This window comes from Paenibacillus sp. FSL R7-269 (assembly GCF_000517865.1).
Taxonomy (GTDB): domain Bacteria; phylum Bacillota; class Bacilli; order Paenibacillales; family Paenibacillaceae; genus Paenibacillus_AQ.
In genome coordinates this window covers 400,565-417,568 of the sequence record NZ_ASPS01000053.1, presented here as the reverse complement: position 1 = coordinate 417,568, position 17,004 = coordinate 400,565, and the positions used below count along the sequence as shown (strand labels likewise).

General features: G+C 53.2%; 12 protein-coding genes. 5 read left to right on the top strand and 7 right to left on the bottom strand.

Annotated features, from left to right (window positions below; all coding sequences use genetic code 11):
• Nucleotides 1-58: 58 nt before the first annotated feature.
• Complete coding sequence (locus C162_RS24395; RefSeq protein WP_051493883.1) at nucleotides 59-1,405, bottom strand: MFS transporter; 1,347 nt, start codon at nucleotides 1,403-1,405, stop codon at nucleotides 59-61.
• A 173-nt stretch (nucleotides 1,406-1,578) separates the two neighbouring features.
• Between C162_RS24395 and C162_RS24390 the strand changes: the two genes are divergently transcribed.
• Nucleotides 1,579-2,796, top strand: coding sequence for a helix-turn-helix domain-containing protein (locus C162_RS24390; protein WP_036698645.1), 1,218 nt, complete (start codon nucleotides 1,579-1,581; stop codon nucleotides 2,794-2,796).
• Between the two features lie 271 nt (nucleotides 2,797-3,067).
• Here C162_RS24390 and C162_RS24385 read toward each other — a convergent pair whose 3' ends face one another.
• The 5 genes from C162_RS24385 to C162_RS24365 form a co-directional block, all read right to left on the bottom strand.
• A complete protein-coding gene (locus tag C162_RS24385) occupies nucleotides 3,068-4,822 on the bottom strand; it encodes an ABC transporter substrate-binding protein (RefSeq protein ID WP_036698643.1) in 1,755 nt (584 codons plus the stop codon).
• 78 nt (nucleotides 4,823-4,900) lie between these two features.
• Nucleotides 4,901-5,800, bottom strand: coding sequence for a carbohydrate ABC transporter permease (locus tag C162_RS24380; protein ID WP_051478569.1), 900 nt, complete (start codon nucleotides 5,798-5,800; stop codon nucleotides 4,901-4,903).
• Nucleotides 5,801-5,812: 12 nt separating this feature from the next.
• Nucleotides 5,813-6,769: an ABC transporter permease gene (locus tag C162_RS24375; RefSeq protein ID WP_036698640.1), complete on the bottom strand. Its 957-nt coding sequence runs from the start codon at nucleotides 6,767-6,769 to the stop codon at nucleotides 5,813-5,815.
• A gap of 87 nt (nucleotides 6,770-6,856) precedes the next feature.
• Nucleotides 6,857-8,449, bottom strand: coding sequence for a response regulator transcription factor (locus tag C162_RS24370; RefSeq protein ID WP_036698638.1), 1,593 nt, complete (start codon nucleotides 8,447-8,449; stop codon nucleotides 6,857-6,859).
• Nucleotides 8,442-10,232, bottom strand: coding sequence for a sensor histidine kinase (locus C162_RS24365; RefSeq protein WP_084649029.1), 1,791 nt, complete (start codon nucleotides 10,230-10,232; stop codon nucleotides 8,442-8,444). The genes C162_RS24370 and C162_RS24365 overlap by 8 nt, the downstream gene beginning before the upstream one ends.
• Before the next feature lie 244 nt (nucleotides 10,233-10,476).
• Between C162_RS24365 and C162_RS24360 the strand changes: the two genes are divergently transcribed.
• The 4 genes from C162_RS24360 to C162_RS24345 all read left to right on the top strand — a co-directional run bounded on the left by C162_RS24360 (nucleotide 10,477) and on the right by C162_RS24345 (nucleotide 15,800).
• Nucleotides 10,477-12,369: a cache domain-containing sensor histidine kinase gene (locus C162_RS24360; RefSeq protein ID WP_036698636.1), complete on the top strand. Its 1,893-nt coding sequence runs from the start codon at nucleotides 10,477-10,479 to the stop codon at nucleotides 12,367-12,369.
• Complete coding sequence (locus C162_RS24355; RefSeq protein ID WP_036698635.1) at nucleotides 12,366-13,202, top strand: response regulator transcription factor; 837 nt, start codon at nucleotides 12,366-12,368, stop codon at nucleotides 13,200-13,202. The genes C162_RS24360 and C162_RS24355 overlap by 4 nt, the downstream gene beginning before the upstream one ends.
• Before the next feature lie 126 nt (nucleotides 13,203-13,328).
• Nucleotides 13,329-14,630 (top strand): GntP family permease, encoded by a 1,302-nt coding sequence (locus tag C162_RS24350; protein ID WP_036698633.1) that lies wholly within the window; start codon nucleotides 13,329-13,331, stop codon nucleotides 14,628-14,630.
• Nucleotides 14,631-14,657: 27 nt separating this feature from the next.
• The gene (locus tag C162_RS24345) at nucleotides 14,658-15,800 is read left to right on the top strand and encodes a glycerate kinase (RefSeq protein WP_036698631.1); all 1,143 of its coding nucleotides are present in this window, start codon (nucleotides 14,658-14,660) and stop codon (nucleotides 15,798-15,800) included.
• Nucleotides 15,801-15,886: 86 nt separating this feature from the next.
• On the opposite strand, the gene C162_RS24340 is transcribed toward C162_RS24345, so the two are convergent.
• Nucleotides 15,887-16,915 carry a CdaR family transcriptional regulator gene (locus C162_RS24340; protein ID WP_036698629.1) on the bottom strand — a complete coding sequence of 343 codons (1,029 nt, stop codon included), beginning with the start codon at nucleotides 16,913-16,915 and terminating at the stop codon, nucleotides 15,887-15,889.
• Between the last annotated feature and the right edge of the window lie 89 nt (nucleotides 16,916-17,004).

The window sequence follows — 17,004 nt, the reverse complement described above, 5'->3', positions numbered from 1 at the left end:
TTCTGCTGTGTTAAGCGTATCAATAGGAAAGCTTGCCAGCTATGGTCAATTCAGACATTCAGGCTCCCGCCTGCTCTGTCTTCCCCTGAGTCGCCTGCTGCTCTGCGGCACCGCTGCGGATGAGGCTTCTCCGTCCGGCGAGGGTGACCGCCAGAATAGCTGCACCGGAGACGAGCAGAATGAGTGAGCCGGGAAGCCGGTCGAGGAGGACTCCATAGAGCAGCATTCCGAGCGGAGCGATGGAACCGGCGGTGCCCTCTACCAGACCGAATACGCGTCCACGGTACTTTTCCTCGGTAGTCTGCTGCAGATAGACCTGAACCGGAATGTTAATGACCATAATCATGACGCCGATAAGGATCAGCAGCGGCAGGAAGAGAAGGAAGGTGGCATTCGGGGTGAAATCAAGCAGCAGCGGCACTGCCAGCGCGAGGAATAACACTCCCAGTGCGCTTAAGCCTCCGAGGATCGGCTTCACTGGACTCTTGCTCTGGGGAAGTACAGCAAGCAGCAGCGACATCAGAAGTACGCCTGCCGCCAGCATCGCTTCGAGAACTCCATATTGCTTCGAGGAGAGTCCGAGTGTCTGTACTGCAACGTAGGGCAGCACAACATTCAGGGCGACGACGAAGAAATTAATCCAGAACACAATCCCCATCAGGGAGCGGAGGACCGGACGGCGGATCACATAAGCGAAGCCTTCCTTCAGATTCGTGCGGACCCCGTTAACAGCAGTGCCCAGACGTTCGCGGAGCGGCTGGGGGCCTGCGGCTTCGGCAGGTTCACCGGCAGCTTGAAGCCGTGGAGTCGGCTTGTATCTCAGCATGCAGCCCATCACGGTCGAAACGGTGAAGCCTGCTGCGTTCAGCAGCATGAAATCCTGAAGGGGAAGGAAGGCATACAGAAGACCGGCGAGAATTGGAGCCAGCAGGTGGCCAGCCGATCCGGCAATCTGATTCAGTGATCCGGCCCGCTGGACGGAGCCGCTGTCTACAAGCATCATCATCGAGGAAGAGACTGAAATACTATAGAAGGTAGAGCAGATAGATAATAGAATGAGCGACAGATAGATAGTCCATAGGAACAATCCCTCCAGCGAGACGAACAGAAAGGCTAGGGACATAATTAGGGCACTGGCCAGGTCCGAGCCGATCAGCAGTCTGCGGCGGTTAACTTTGTCGGCGAGCACACCGGCGAAGGGGGACAGCAGGATTCCGGGCAGCAGCCCGCAGAGCAGTGTAACGGCGAAGCTGCTCCCTGAGCCAGTCTCGTTCAGAATGTACAGACCGGCTACGAAGGTATACATACTGGAGCCGAGAACAGAGATCAGCTTGCTGCCGAAGAAGAGGAATATGTTACGGTTAGTCGCTGCCTTATCATGGGTTGCGGATGTTATTTGAGACATAATAGCACTCCCCTAGTCAAAAGTTAAATTTAATTAAACTTATTGTATGAGTAAAAGTTCAGGAATGCAATAAAAAGTTTAATTCAATTTAACTTTACCGTATTTCCAGCTTTCTCTTAGGGTATAGGTAAGCTATACTGAAAAGAAAAGCATCCTGGAAAGTTGGCAAGCAGATGACCACCAAACAAACTATCGGAGAGAAAGTCAAGCAATTGCGCAAGTCTAAGGGACTTACGCAGACGGACCTTGCCGGAGACCATATGACCAAGAGCATGCTGAGCCAAATCGAGAATGGACGCGCCTTGCCCTCGATGAACAGCCTGCAAGTTCTGGCCGGCCGGCTGGGAGTTGACCCGGGCTACTTCCTCGAAGGCGAGGAGGAGGCTGAGCTGGCTCCGCTTGTCCGGGAGATGGAGGCCAAGTTCAAGGCGAAGAATTACAGGGAGGTCATCCAGCGGCTCCAGCCGCTCACGGAGCGTATGCTTCCGATGACGATTGACGCTGCGCGTCTGCTGGAGTTCTATGTAAGCTCCCTTTTCTATACAGGAGACGGAGGCGGAGAAGCGGAGCTGGAGCGGGCAGCGCTAATCTATGAACGCTTCGGCTTATTCGTGGAGCGGGCGAAGGTGCAGTATATTTCCTATGCCCTAAATTTCGCACAGAGCAGGTACGCTGAAGGGCTGGAGCTGATCCGCCGGGTCCGCAAGGAGTACGAGGCTAACAAGGTGGGGAATGATTTTATCTTTGAAATCGATCTTCATTATGCCGAGAGCGTTAGCTTGTCTGCCCTGGGGAATTATGCGGGAAGCCGTGAAGTTACATTGGCGGCGCTTCAGGTGTCGCGGGAAGAGGGGATCTACTATATGACGGATCATCTCTACCGGGTGCTCGGGATTCTGGCGCTGACCGAAGGAGAGACCTTGGCGGCAGAGGAGGCCTTGAAGAAGGCCAGAGCATTCGCAGAATTCACCGAATCTCAGGATTCACTGAAGCTGGTGTTGATCGGAGAGATCAGACTCGCGGTAGCTAAGGGAGAGTACAGTAAGGTTCTTGCGCTGGCAGAGCAGTATCCGCAGGAGGATGAACAGTACGCGCCAAGCGTTCAGCTCATGTCCGGCATCGCCTGGTATCATCTTGGGCAGGACGATGAAGCGCTGATCTGCCTGTCCAAGGCCGAGCCGGGTGATCAGGTCTACCACCCGCTTGACCGCGGCAACCTGTTGACAGCTTTTGCTTACCGGGCACAGATCTGTATGCGCCGGGGTATGAAGGAGGAAGCACTGCGGCTGTCCCAGTTCGCCTATGATCAGGTGAAGGAATACCCGCCTTCCATATACACCGAAATGATCAACAAAACTTACCGCGAGCTGCATAACAAACTATCCTTATAGCGCAGCAAAAAACACCCGTGCGATTTTCCCGCACGGGTGTCCTTCTGCAATGAAATATAGGTGGAACTATAAATCCTCAGATAAAGGAGGGAGCGACGGAGGAGATTTTGAAACTGTAGGAGCGCTAGCGCCCGCCTTTGTTTCCGGATTTCTACCGCTTAGAGCGGCATAAATCAAGAAATTTGGAAACAACAGCGGCCGGAAGTCCAAAATCTCCGCAGTGGCGACTGCTCCTTTATCTGTGCATTTAAGCTCAAGCTATCTGAATAGCTTATTTGCTGCTCCACAGCTCCACACGGTCCTGCACATACTTCGTATAGCCAGCTTCCATTTTCTTAACGCCGGCTTTTTCCAGATCGGCCATGTAATCATCCCAGATTTTATCGAATTCAGCCGGTTTGGCCAGAATCGCCTGCGGGATGCGCTTCCACGTAATATCCTTCATTTTATTGCCCAAGATGGAGACTTCATCCTCGCCAGGGATAGCAATGTTCCAGGCAGCGCCGTATGCTTTTTCCTTGAATTCTTCCTCTTTCGGGAACAGATCCTTCCAAGTCGTAGCTTTGTAGGCTGCCAGCGTCTCTTTCTCAACATCGCTATAGCCCAGCACCAGCTGCTCAGGGAAGTTCTTAGTGTAGTAGTTGCCCGTGGAATCCTTGGCACCGTCACCATAGTGAACCATCATGTTCCAGTAGAAGCCAATGCCTGTTTCCTTCGTGAAGGCGGTATTATCGTTGTTGATGCGGTCCTGGACTTCCTGCGGAACTACGCGTTTGCCGTTCTCCACTTTATAGTGCTTGCCTTCAATTCCCCAGTTGTTCAGGATCTGACCTTCATCGGAGGCCAGGAAATCCAGGAACTTGATCGTCCGGACCGGATCGGGGTTGGTTGTGGAGATGGAGATACCGTAGCCGCCCATGAAGCCGGTAGGCCAGAAGCTGGTTTCCTTGAATTCATCCGTCAGTGTGACCGGATAGTGTCCGTAAGTCTGATCGAATTTGCCGGCCGTTTTGAGGGCTTGCTGCGCGTCATTGTAGTCCCAGTCCTGGTCAATCAGGCCGAGCACGCGTCCAGTGGCTACTTTGGCTTTATACTGGTCGTATTTCTGCACGAAGCTTTCTTTGTCAAGCAGGCCGATATCATTCATGTGGTTCAGCCAGCGGAAATATTCCTTTTCTTCCGGACGGCGGAAGTGGTAGATCGCTTCGTGAGTCTCCTGATCGACGTAATATTCACCATCATCGGAGCCGCCGGTAGTGGCTACCGCAGGGTTAGTAACGGAAATGTACATATGCCAGTCGTCTGCGTTCAGGGAGACACCGATGTTCTTGTTGCCGTTCTCATCGGTAGGGTGCTTATCCAGATACGCCTTAATGACATTTTCATAATCCTTGACCGTCTTAATCTCAGGGTATCCGGCTTCCTTCAGTACGCGGTGCTGCAGCTCGAAGCCGCCGCCCGCTACGAATTTCTTCTCATCCACCGCTGCCCAGGTCGGGATTGCGTAGATCGATTGGTCTTCGTTCGTATACTTGGCCCGGGCGAGATTATCACCGAGCACGCGCTTGATGTTAGGGGCATGCTTATCGATCAGATCGGTCAGATCCAGGACCGCGCCGGCATCCACCAGCTTGCCGATATCACCTTTAGCCGAGATAATGTCGGGATATTCACCGCCTGCTGCAATCAGGGCAATCTTCTGCTGCGGATCACCGACAGCGAATTCGGCATCGAGGGTGACGCCGGTTTTTTGCGTAATGACAGTGCTGACCTCATCCTTCATATTGTTCCAGTTCGGATTGGGGTCTTCCGCGAAGAAGGATAGTGTCAGGGGACTTAAGTCCTCAGCCGCAGCCGTAGCCTCAGCCGTTGCCGTGGCATTGCCGCTGTTCGTCGCCTTGGCCCCGGTATTCTCAGCCGTATTCTTGTTGCCGTTATTATTGCCACCGCCGCAGCCTGCCAGCACACTGAGCAGCAAGGTCAGCACCATCAGCGCCACATACGGTTTCGCCGTCTTTCTTGTCATGAATAGATACCCTCCCTTTGTCTGGTGAAAATCATATTGTATTCACAGGCGTCAGCCTGAAGATACCGCTTTAGCAGATTAGCTTTTAACCGAACCCAGCGTCATGCCTTTGACGAAATAGCGCTGCAGGAACGGATAGACAATCAGAATGGGAACGGTAACGACAATAGTGATCGCCATTTTGACTGATTCCGGGGAGATCTGGGCCATGACCTCAGTCATATTGCGCCCGCGGAAATTATCCGCATTGGTCGTGGTGCTCTGAATGACCTTCATCAGCTCGAATTGCAGCGTGGTCAGCGAGTCCTTCGAGCCGTTATACAGATAGGTGTCAATCCACGCATTCCACTGGCCGACGGCCAGGAACAGGGCGATGGTTGCCAAGGCTGGCTTGGTCAGCGGCAGAATAACACGCCAGTAGATGGTGAAGTCATTGGCTCCGTCCAGCTTGGCGGATTCCTGCAGGGCGTACGGCAGACCGTCGATGAAGGAGCGGATCACGAACACATTGAAGGCGCTCACCAGACCGGGCAGGACATACACGCCGAAGGTGCCCATCATATGCAGATCCTTGATCAGAATGTAAAAGGGAATCAGACCTCCCGATACATACATCGTCAGTGCCAGGAAGGTGGAGACGAACTTACGGGCCTGGAAGTCTACCCGGCTTAAGGTGAAGGCCAGCATGGACGCACTGACCAGTCCGAGCAGAGTCCCGATAATCGTCCGCAGCACCGAAATTTTGAACCCGGTAATCAGGCCGGAGAAGGCGAAGATCGTCTCATAATTCTTGAAGGTGAACACCCGGGGGTAGATCGTAATCCCGCCCTTGATGCTGTCCGTCGAGTCATTGAAGGAGATCGCCAGCACGTTCAGAAAAGGGTACAGCGTAGCAACAGTTACTACCGTAATCGCCAGATAGACAACCAAATCGAAGATGCGGTCCGACCAGGAGGCCGCAGCCAGTTTTTTAATCATGAGCAGGGCCTCCTATATGATGCTTTCCTTGGTTATTTTTTTGAAGATGCCGTTGGCAGTAAAGAGCAGAATCACACTCACCACGGAGTTGAAAATATTAATTGCCGTCCCGAAGGAGAATCGTCCCATCCCCAGCCCGTAATTCAGGGCATACAGGTCGAGGGTCTGCGAGTAGTCACGCACCAGATTGTTGCCGAGCAGGAACTGCTTCTCGAACCCGATGCTGGTGAGATGGCCAATCGAGATAATGAGCAGGATCACGATGGTGGTCCGGATGCCCGGAAAAGTGATATGACGCACCTGCTGGAGCCGGCTGGCCCCGTCCACCCTGGCTGCCTCGTACAGCTCCGGCCCGATGCCCGAGATGGCGGCGAGATAGATAATGGTATTCCAGCCCGTCTCCTTCCACACATCCGATGCGGTGACAATGCCCCAGAACAGATTGCCTTTGGCCATGAACTGAATCGGTTCACTGATGATATGAAGGCCCATTAGCAGGTCATTGACTGCGCCGTTGTCTGTGGAGAGCATCTTGGTAATGATCCCGGCAGCAACCACCCAGGACACAAAGTGCGGCAGATACGACACCGTCTGAACGAAGCGCTTCAGCACCTGCAGCCGTACCTCATTCAGCAGAATAGCGAAGATAATCGGAATGATAAAGCCTGCCAGCAGTCCCATGATACTCATGGCCAGCGTATTGCGCAGGGCGTTGAAGAATTGCTCATCCTGGAACAGCTCCCGGAAGTACTGGAGGCCGACCCATTTTTGCTCGAAAAAGGATTTGCCCGGCTTATACTTCTGGAAGGCCATCATCCACCCCCATAACGGAAGATAGCTGAAGACAAAGGCCCAGAGGACAAAAGGAACAGCCATCATATAGAGGTATTTCTGCTGCCGGAATTTCCCCCAGAAGCTGGAGGAGGATTTCTTCGGCTCCGGCTTCATCGCGGTGGTAATCGCTTTCATTTATGTCCCTCCTTCGATATAGCTTTATCATAATCTGCCGCCTGGCCGGGAAACACCCGAAGATTTAAGTGTAAAAACAGGGGGAAATCAGTCCTTTTCGTAAGCGCTTTCTGAAAAAGCGTTCTCAGGCTCCTTTCTCCGGTAAGCGGAGGGGGAAATGCCTGTGATTTTTTTGAACTTCTCGCGGAAATAATCGACATCGCTGAAGCCGACACTGCTGGCTGCCTGATGGATTTTGCAGCCCTGGTCCAGCAGCTCCTTGGCCTTCTCAATGCGGATCGTATCCAGATAAGTATTGAAGGAGCAGCCCATGGTGTTCTTGAACAGCTTCCCAAGATACGCACTGCTATAGGTGAACACATCGGCCAGCGTCTCCAGCTTCAGATTCTCGTCATAGTGCCGGTGGATCAGATCGACCATCCGCTTCATCAGGACATCTATATCATCGCGGATAATCCCGGCAGCATATTCCTCCAGCAGACCTGAGATATAGCGCTGGAGCTGGGGGAGGGAGGTATGCCTGTAGATCTGCTGAATCTGCTCCTCCATCCGGCTCTGTGCAGCGCTAAGCTCCTTATAATGAACGGACAGCTTGCCTGACATGGAGGTGACGGCCCGGACATAGTAGGATTTCACCGCCATCTCGGATGAGCCGGCAGCAGCCATGAGGTCCCCTGCTTCCTGGATCAGGGCAGTGATTACACGGAGATTGCCGGTATCCAGGGCAAAATACAGTCGGTCCATTACGGGAGTGAGCCTGCTCTCCGTATCCTGGGGATTCGCAGGCATCCCCTGCTTTAGCTTGAGGGAATCCGGGCCGATCATCCCCGGCTCATCGTAGAAAAAGTGATCCTTCATCCGCGCCAGCGCGGACTGATGAGAGACCTGCAGCTCAGTCAGACTGTCCACCATATCCCCGGCGGTGATGATGCATTCCAGTCCCTCAGCGGCAGCGGCTTCGCGGATCTGCCCGGCCATCCGTTTGCTTACCAGCTCCTTCTGGTACGAGGGCTGCAGCAGCACCCCGAGATAAGAATCGAGCGCGAAAACGATGCCAGAGCGGTTGTCCTCGAAGCTTGAGGTCAGCCGGGACTTGACGCTGCTGGAAGGCCCGTTGTCCGCAGAATCCTGCAGCAGCAGCCGGATCAGCACGATCTGGTAGGAATCCCAGAGCAGCCCCGCTTCCAGCGCCGACTCCATCAGCGCGGGGGCGGGATGCAGACTGCTCTCCATCAGCAGGGATTGCACCAGCATCTCCCGGCTCCAGACCTTAACAGCCTCATGATTCTTGCGGTGCGCCTGCCGCGCATTCAGTACGGTGGACAGGCCGGTAAGATACAGCTGCAATTCCTCCTCATCAACCGGCTTAAGCAGATAGTTATCGATATTGTAAGACAACGCCCGCTTGGCATAACTGAAGTCGGCATAGCCGCTCAATATGAGAATATGCAGCTCCTCATGATCCTCCCGCAGCTCGCCGATCAGCTCCAGCCCATCCTTCCCGGGCATACGGATATCCACAATCATCAGATCCGGGGAATACAGCTTAGCCTTATGCCTGGCTTCAACCGCATTGGCTGCTGTATCTACCACCCGGTAGCCGAGGCTCTCCCAATCCAGCAGAGTGACTAGTCCTTCGCGGATCGACAATTCATCATCAACAATTAACACACTATACATAGGAATCACTCCTTAAAGGGATGGCGAAGCTGATCTGTGTGCCGTATCCGCTCTGGCTGGCCAGAACCAGGCCGCATTCCGGGCCATAGGTCAGCTTCAGCCGCAGATGGATGTTACGCATTCCGATACTGTGGGTCTCATAGTCATCGTTGTTGTCCAGCATCTGCCGCAGCTCTGCGAGCCGGTCAGGTGAGATTCCGGTACCGTTATCGGAGACCTGCACCTTAAGAAGGCCATCCTCCACCCGGATATCTACCCGGACCATTCCGCCGTCGATCCGGTCCTCCAGGCCGTGAATGACACAATTCTCCACCAGCGGCTGAATAATAAGCGGCGGAATCCTTAGGGTATTCGCTGCCGGATCTACGTATAGCTCGTAGGCCAGCCGGTCATTGTAGCGGAATTTCTGGATAACCAGGTAACAGTTCACGGTCTCCAGCTCACTTTGCAGGGTGATTCTGCCTCCGCCGACCTCTAAGTTTTTGCGCATCATCTTGCCCAGCAGCCGGACAACCTGCGCAATATCGGTCTGGCCGCGGGTGTGGGCCTTCATCCGGATAGACTCCAGGGCATTGAACAGGAAATGGGGATTGATCTGGCTGGCCATCATTTTGAATTTGATTTCATTCTGCTTCAGCAGGATGGCATTCTTCTGCTGGTTGGATTCCTGCACCTCGCTCATCAGGTCATTGACATTGCGGACCATGTGGTTGAACTGCCGGGCCAGCTGGCCGATCTCATCTTTGCCGTCGATCACGAGCCGGGCTTCCAGATTGCCGGAGGCAACCTTGGAGATATGCTTGCTGAGATGCAGCATGCGTCCGGTGAGCAGGCGGGAGAAGTAGTAGATTAGGATGATTGCAAGAAATAGGGAGGAGATAATGACGGAAGAAGCCAGGGAAATAATCCGGTTGGGCTCACTCACAATACTCTCTACCGAGAAAATAGAGATAATCCGCAGGCTGTTCAAGCTGCCCTCGGGCTGCCAGTCGTCGATCAGCATTTTGAAGGACTGCCCGTCAATCGTGATATCCGCAGGCCCGTGCCCCGCAAGGGTGGACAGCGGCTTAAGGTTGATTTCGCGCAGCGACTTGCCGAGAGTGCCCGCCCGGTTGGAGGCGACAACGTTGTCATTCTCATCAACGATAAAGGTCTCGAAGCTCTCCTGCTTCAGAATACTGCTGAGCTGATCCGAATTAACATTCACGACCAGTACACCGGTTGTGCGCTGCTTGAGGAAGTCGACCTTGCGGATCAGGCTGAGATAGTACTGGCCGTTCCGGCTGTCAGGAATATAACTCCAGAACGCCAGCCCCTTCTGGGCGAGGGCGAGCTGGTACCACGGCTCCCGGGTAACCGCTTCGTCAGCCTGGAGGAATTCCCAGTTGTTAAGCACCGTCGGGTTGTCGATATACAGCCGGATGCTGGAGACCTCTTTGTACAGGCGGACGAAATCCCGGAAGTCGGGATAATCCCAGTAGGCCTGCACCACATCATAGACCGATTCGTACCGGTGATTCGCGGCCTCCTCCAGCCGGCTGTCATTGGACAGGCGGTAGACGATATCCACCGGAACGTTCAGCATCTCGCTGGTCCGCTTTTTCACACGGTCGACATTCGCCGTAATCTGCTTCAGCGCATTATTCATCGCCATATTCCGCAATTCACTGGTCAGGAACACCCCCACAATAAGCACCGGAATCAGGACAACACTGCCGAAGGAGAGGAAGAGCTTGGTCCTGAGCTTCAGGTTGTTCATGAAGGTGATGATACGGGTATACACGAATGAAATCCCCTCCGTTAGCACATTTGTAATAACGCTTACAATAGAGTATAGCGCGAAACTGTGAGCCAATATATGTCATGAAAATATTTTTTTGATAAACATTATGGAAAGTCCCATCCCCTCCCAATACGCAATATACCTAAAATCCTGCAACCCTGGCTGAACTTTGAAGCCTTATGATGAGGTAACTAATGAAATATAATAATGATATTAGAACAGTTGGAGGAAAAGAGGGCAGGAGATGGCCAGCATCAGGAGCTCGGCAGGGAAGTGGAAAAGGTGGTTTGCTGATTTATCCATTCATATGAAGTTGATCGGGGCGTATATCGTCATTATTCTGGTCCCGGTCATTGTGATCTCCAACTATTTGTTTGCTGGTTTCTATCAGGATACCGTCAATGACATTATTAAGGAGAACCGCTATCAGCTCAAGAACGAGAGACAAGAGATCATGAGCAAGATTGAAGTAATGGAAAAGTCATTCTTTATGCTCATTTCAGACAGGAGTCTGGGGGAGTATGTGACCGCTGAAGAGGAGCCCGGAGTCAAAGAGCTCAAACAATTTCAGGACTACTCGCTGAATTACTTACAGAGCGTGTTGTTTAATAATCCCAATATTGCGAGTGTCCGTTTCTTCGTCAACAATCCGCGGGTCAGTGAGCTATGGCCGATTATTTATCAGGAAGAACGGATTAAGGACAGCCCCATGTACACGAAATTGATGAATCAGAAGGATAATGCCTTATGGGAGATCCAGCCAGAGGATTCTATATTCGAGAATAGCAGTACAATGGTGGACGAACGGTCAAGCTCCATGGTCGCCTTGGCGGTCAGACTTAACCTGCCCAACAAGCAGCACATTGGCATTGTCAAAGTTGAAATGCGGATTGAGGATCTTTTTGACAAGGCGTATAACAACAGCGGGGAACGCGATTCAAGGTTCTTCATTATAGATCAGCAAAGCAAATTGTACACCAACAGTATGGAGCCGCTCCCAGGTTTGAATCAAGCTCAAATCTTGAAGGCTGCCGTTAAGGTTAAGCAGGAAGGCCGGTCATCCTTGCAATTTTCAGCGGGGGGTGAAGATTTCCTGTATCTCCTTGAGCCCATCGACCGCTTACATGTGGATCTGGTTAACGTTATCTCTCTGCAGAGCACCTACTCCAAAATTGACAGCACCAGAAACAGGGTTATTCTGATCATCAGTCTTCTGCTGGTTCTGCTTGCGGTCATTACTTACTGGATTCAATCTATTGTTCTAAAAAAGCTGCATGTACTGAGGGAGTCGATGCAGAAGGTAGGCAAAGGTGACTTTCATGTGGAGATCGATGTGCAGGGCGGTGATGAGATCGGTGAGCTGGCGCGCCACTTCAGGGAGATGCTGGGCACCATCAATGGCTTGATTGCGGAAGCTGTACAGCGCAGCGCTGCCACTAAAGAAGCGGAGCTTCAAGCCTTACGCAATCAGATCGATGCCCATTTCCTGTACAACACCCTGGAGAATTTGAAAATGCTCGCTGAGGTTGAGGGCCAATACACCGTATCGGATGCACTTACTTCACTCGGCAGCATTATGCGTTACAATCTTAGATGGACTGGCGATACCGTGCAGCTGGCAGACGAGTTGAAGCATATTCAGCATTACATCTCGATTATGAACATCCGTTACGATGAGAAGCTTAAGGTTGAGATTCAAGCAGAAGACAGATTCCATGCTCATGAATTATTAAAAATGTCGCTGCAGCCCATCGTTGAGAATGCGTTGAAGCACGGGATGTATTCCGCTCTGATGAGGGGGGACGGGCTGATAATCAATGTGCAAGCGTATGCGGATGATCAATTCTTTTACATAGAGGTAACTGACAACGGGATCGGAATTCCAGCGGATGGGCTACAGCAGTTGAATCACAAGTTGATCATGAGTGACGAAGAATTCAATCAATTAACGCAGGAGACTGCCGGGTATAGCACAGGACATAACGGAATCGGCTTGCGTAATGTGAATCAGCGCATCCGGCTGCATTATGGAGAGGATTATGGAATTTGCATAGAGAGCAGACAGAGAAGTTATACCACAGTGAGGGTGAAGCTACCTTTGTTGACATCAGTTAGAGGAGGAATGCAGAGCCTATGAGACAGCTGCTGATTGTAGATGATGAGAAGAATATCCGGTGCGGGCTACGGGCCATGATTGAGCGGGAGGTTGCAGGGCGCTATGATATCCACTTGGCTTGTGATGCCTTTGAGGCCCTGGACATGATCGCATCAATGAAAATAGAAATTCTGATTACGGACATTCGTATGCCCGAGTTGGATGGAATTGGCTTGATTAAGAAGCTTCAGGAGTTCAGGCCCAGGCCCGCCATTGTAATTGTGAGCGGGTATGATGATTTCTCGTATGCCAGAGCCGCTATCCGCTATGAAGTGAATGAGTACCTGCTTAAGCCGGTCATTCGTGAGGAATTAGCTGAAGTGCTGGAGCGGATTGAAGAGGAGCTTAACGTTTCGGCAAGCAATCTTCACCTGGGCATGGAGCAGTTTCATACGGCCTGTGAGCAAGCGGAAGTTACAGTGGAAGATTCATTTCTGCAGCCTACTCCCGATACCATACCCATACAGAAGGAGAATAAGGGAATAGAGCATGCCCTGCAATACATCCACGACAATTATTCGCATAACATCAACATGATGATGGTTTCAAGCAAAGTGTCTTTTAACTACTCCTACTTCAGCCAGGCTTTCCGGGACTACACCGGAGAGAATTTTGTAAGCTATCTGAAGCGGCTGCGGATCAATAAGGCGAAGGAGCTGCTGCGGGATACGGAGGATAGAATCTATGAAATAGCCGGTAGGTCAGGCTTCGGGAACACCAAGAATTTTAACAGAGTATTCAGAGAAAGCGAAGGCGTAAGCCCGCTGGAGTACCGCAATCAGCAAAAGCTGTTAACCACACTGATGGAGCAATGATCCCATACAACCCCTAATCCGTTGGTCACTTGCACAATGCATTTCGTCCGTTCATCAATATTCTTTTCCTCCCCCGAGACCTTATAATGAGAGCGTGTTCAACAAGTTCTTAGGGGGATATTTGAAATGGAAGGATTAATCATTGGTTGGTATGGAGCGCTTGCAGGACTGGCAATTGCCATTATTCTGATCCTAAAGAAATTAAATCCGGTCTACGCTCTGTTCCTGGGTGCCATTGTAGGGGCGCTGATCGGCGGAGCCAATCTCGAACAGACCGTGAGCGTTCTTGTAAGCGGTACACAAAGTGTAATGGGCACGGTGCTGCGGGTGCTGGCCGCCGGTGTGCTGGCTGGTGTGATGATGGAGTCGGGTGCGGCTGAAGCCATAGCCCAGGCTATTGTCCGAAAGTTCGGCGGAAGTAAGGCCATTCTGGCCCTCGCGCTGGCCACGATGGTCATTACGGCAATGGGCGTATTCATCCCGGTAGCGGTGCTGATTGTGGCTCCGATCGCTTTATCCGTAGGTAACAAAATGGAGATCTCGAAGCTGGCGCTGCTGCTGGCCTTGTCGGGCGGGGGGAAGGCAGGTAATATTATCTCACCGAATCCGAATACGATTGCTGCTGCGCGCGGCTTTGATCTTGATCTGAGCCATGTCATGCTGGCAGGTGTAATCCCGGCAATCTGCGGATTAATTGTAACCGTTATCTTAGCAACCCTGCTGAAGAAAAAAGGTGTCATGGTTACCCCGGGCGAAGCTGCGAACGGGACAGATAACGCGAATACGGCCGCTTACCCGCCGCTCAGCAGAGCTATTGTGGCTCCGCTTGTGGCCATCGTCCTGCTCATGATTAACCCGATCGGCTCCATCTCCGGGATCGAAGCGTTGACCAAGCTTAAGGTGGATGCGCTCTATATTCTGCCGCTGGCGGGGATCATCGGGATGCTGGCGATGGGGCAAGGCAACAAGGTGCTGCAGTATACATCCTCCGGCCTTAGCAAAATGACCGCAACTGTACTGATCCTAATTGGGGCAGGCGGCATCGCCGGTCTGATCTCCGCTTCCGATCTGTCCGCCCAGGTCGTGCATCTGATTGAGCTGTCCGGGATTTCCGGGACGTTCCTGGCACCGATCTCCGGGATACTAATGGCTGCGGCTACCGCCTCAACATCCACGGGTGTTATTGTCGCCACCGGCTCCTTCGGGCAGGCCATCCTGAATATGGGCACCGCTCCGCTGGCTGCCGCTGTGATGGTTCATACCGGAGCTACGGTCATCGACTCGCTGCCGCAGGGCACTTACTTCCATGTCACGGCCGATAGTATGAAAATGTCGATCAAGCAGCGCATGGGGCTCATCCCGTATGAGGCCATCGTTGGCGGCACGATGACGATTGTGGCTACGCTGGTTTACGGATTTTTACTCTAAGATCAATCATATAGATGAGGTGTGGAAATGAGAGAGAGAACCTTTGTACTGGCGCCGGATTCCTTCAAGGAGAGCATGACCGCGAAAGAAGTATGTGCAGCGATGGAGACCGGGCTCCGCAAGATATACCCTGAAGCAACCTACATTCATGTTCCGATGGCTGACGGCGGGGAGGGAACCGTACAGTCCCTTGTCGACGCTTCCGGCGGAGAGATTCATTATTTAGAAGTCGCAGGACCGCTGGGACATCCGGTAACGGCACAATTCGGCATTCTCGGTGACGGCCAGGCGGCGGCCATCGAGATGGCTTCAGCCAGCGGCATTCAGCGGGTGGACAAGGCGGAGCGGAATCCGCTGATCACCACCACCTATGGTACGGGCGAGCTGATTCTGGAATGTCTGAACCGTGGTATCCGCAAAATCATCATCGGCATCGGCGGCAGCGCCACCAATGACGGCGGTGCCGGAATGGCCGAAGCGCTCGGCGCCCGATTCCTGGATGAAGCTGGGAACTTGCTCCCTCGCGGCGGCGGCAGCCTGGGGCGGCTGGCGAGTGTTGACGTTAGCGGGCTTGATGCGAGACTGCAGCAGGTTCAGCTCATCGTTGCCTGCGATGTGACCAATCCGCTCTGCGGGGAGCAGGGGGCTTCAGCCGTATTCGGTCCGCAAAAAGGGGCTACACCCGATATGGTGCAGCAGCTTGACACCAATCTGGCCCATTATGCAGCGGTTGTGAAGCAGCAGCTTCACAAGGATGTACGTGATCTTCCCGGAGCTGGTGCCGCCGGAGGACTGGGCGCGGGTCTGATGATCTTCACGCAGGCCACGCTGCAGAAGGGAATTGAGATCGTGATTGAATACACAGGGCTTCAGCAGAAGCTGGAGCAGGCGGACTTCGTCTTCACCGGAGAAGGCGGGATTGACTTCCAGACCAAATTCGGTAAAACTCCGTACGGCGTAGCCCGCACCGCCAAGGCCAGCGGCAAAAAAGTCATCGCCCTGGCCGGTTACATCGGCGAGGGAATCGAGACGCTCTACGCCGAAGGAATCGACGCCGTCTTCGGCATCGTTCCCGGCGCTTCGAGCCTGGAGAAGCTGCTGGCTGACGGTCCCGCCAACGTCGAGCGCACCTGCGAGAATATCGCCAGGCTGCTGAAGCTAGCCGAATAGAATGTGCAAACTAGGGCCCCGGGAATAAGATTTCCCCGGGGCCCTAGATTTGTGTTTTGTGGTTGAACGGATGAAGGCTATAGTATCTATTTATACAGCGCCAGCAGCTCATGCGTAAGCTCGAAGAGCTGCAGCAGGTTCCTCGGGTCCTTGCCGGTGATGCTCTCGATCCGCTTCAGGCGGTATTGCAGTGTATTGCGGTGGATATTCAGCTGCTCAGCCGTCTGCGAGACGCTGCAATTGTGATTGATGAAGCTGCGGAGCGTCTCCAGCAGATCGGCGGTATCCTCCAGCTTAATCGCCGTGCCGGGCTTGTCTGACAGCTTCGCCTGACTGAGCTTCACCATGAATTCCGCATCCTCGTAGCGGATCGATTGTTCAGCAGGGCGGAGTGCCAGAAGAACGCCGAGGGCAGCTTTGGCCTGGCGGTAGCCCTCCGCGATACTGGCCTCCAGCCGGCCCGAAGCCAGCAGGAGCTGCGGCTGATTATGCAGCAGCTCCGCAATTAGCCGGCTGCAGTCCGGCCGGTTCTGGACCAGGATTACCCATGTATCCCCGTCGAGCTGGAAGGACGGATGCAGGAACAAGAGCTTTGCCTCATCAAGCTCCGGCTGCACATGCTTGAGATACAGCACGGTGGTCTTCTGCAGAAGGTCGATCTGATAGGCCGCGGCTTCTTTTCGCAGCTTCTGGGAGTATGCTCCCTGATGGTCAAGGAGCATCTCCAGCAGAGCCTTCTTGCGGCTGGCTTCGCTGGCCAGATGCTCCAGCGTGTTTCTTTGTTCAATGAGCAGCGATACCGTGGTCCTCACGATATTGCAGAAGGGCCGGACCTCTTCCGGGCTGCCGGAGATTCCGATTACACCTACGCGGGTGTTGCCTATGACAATCGGTTCGTTGGTGCCTTTTTTCTCATATCGCCCGTCCTCCATGACTTCAACCCTGTGCCCGGTGGACAGCGCTTCAACAGCCCCCTGATGAACGGTGCCTACCCTTGCCTTATGCCCGCTGCCGATGATGATCCCCTGATCGTTCATGATGTTGATGTTATAGGGGATGTCCATCATCATCTTGTCTACAATTTCCTGCGCCTGCTTCTCCGATAGCTGAAACAACCGGAATTCCCTCCTCGTCTTGAGCGGGTAACCGCCAATATTGTCTCTCAATTGCTCATTGTGCATCTGAACAAAATTATAGACCAACC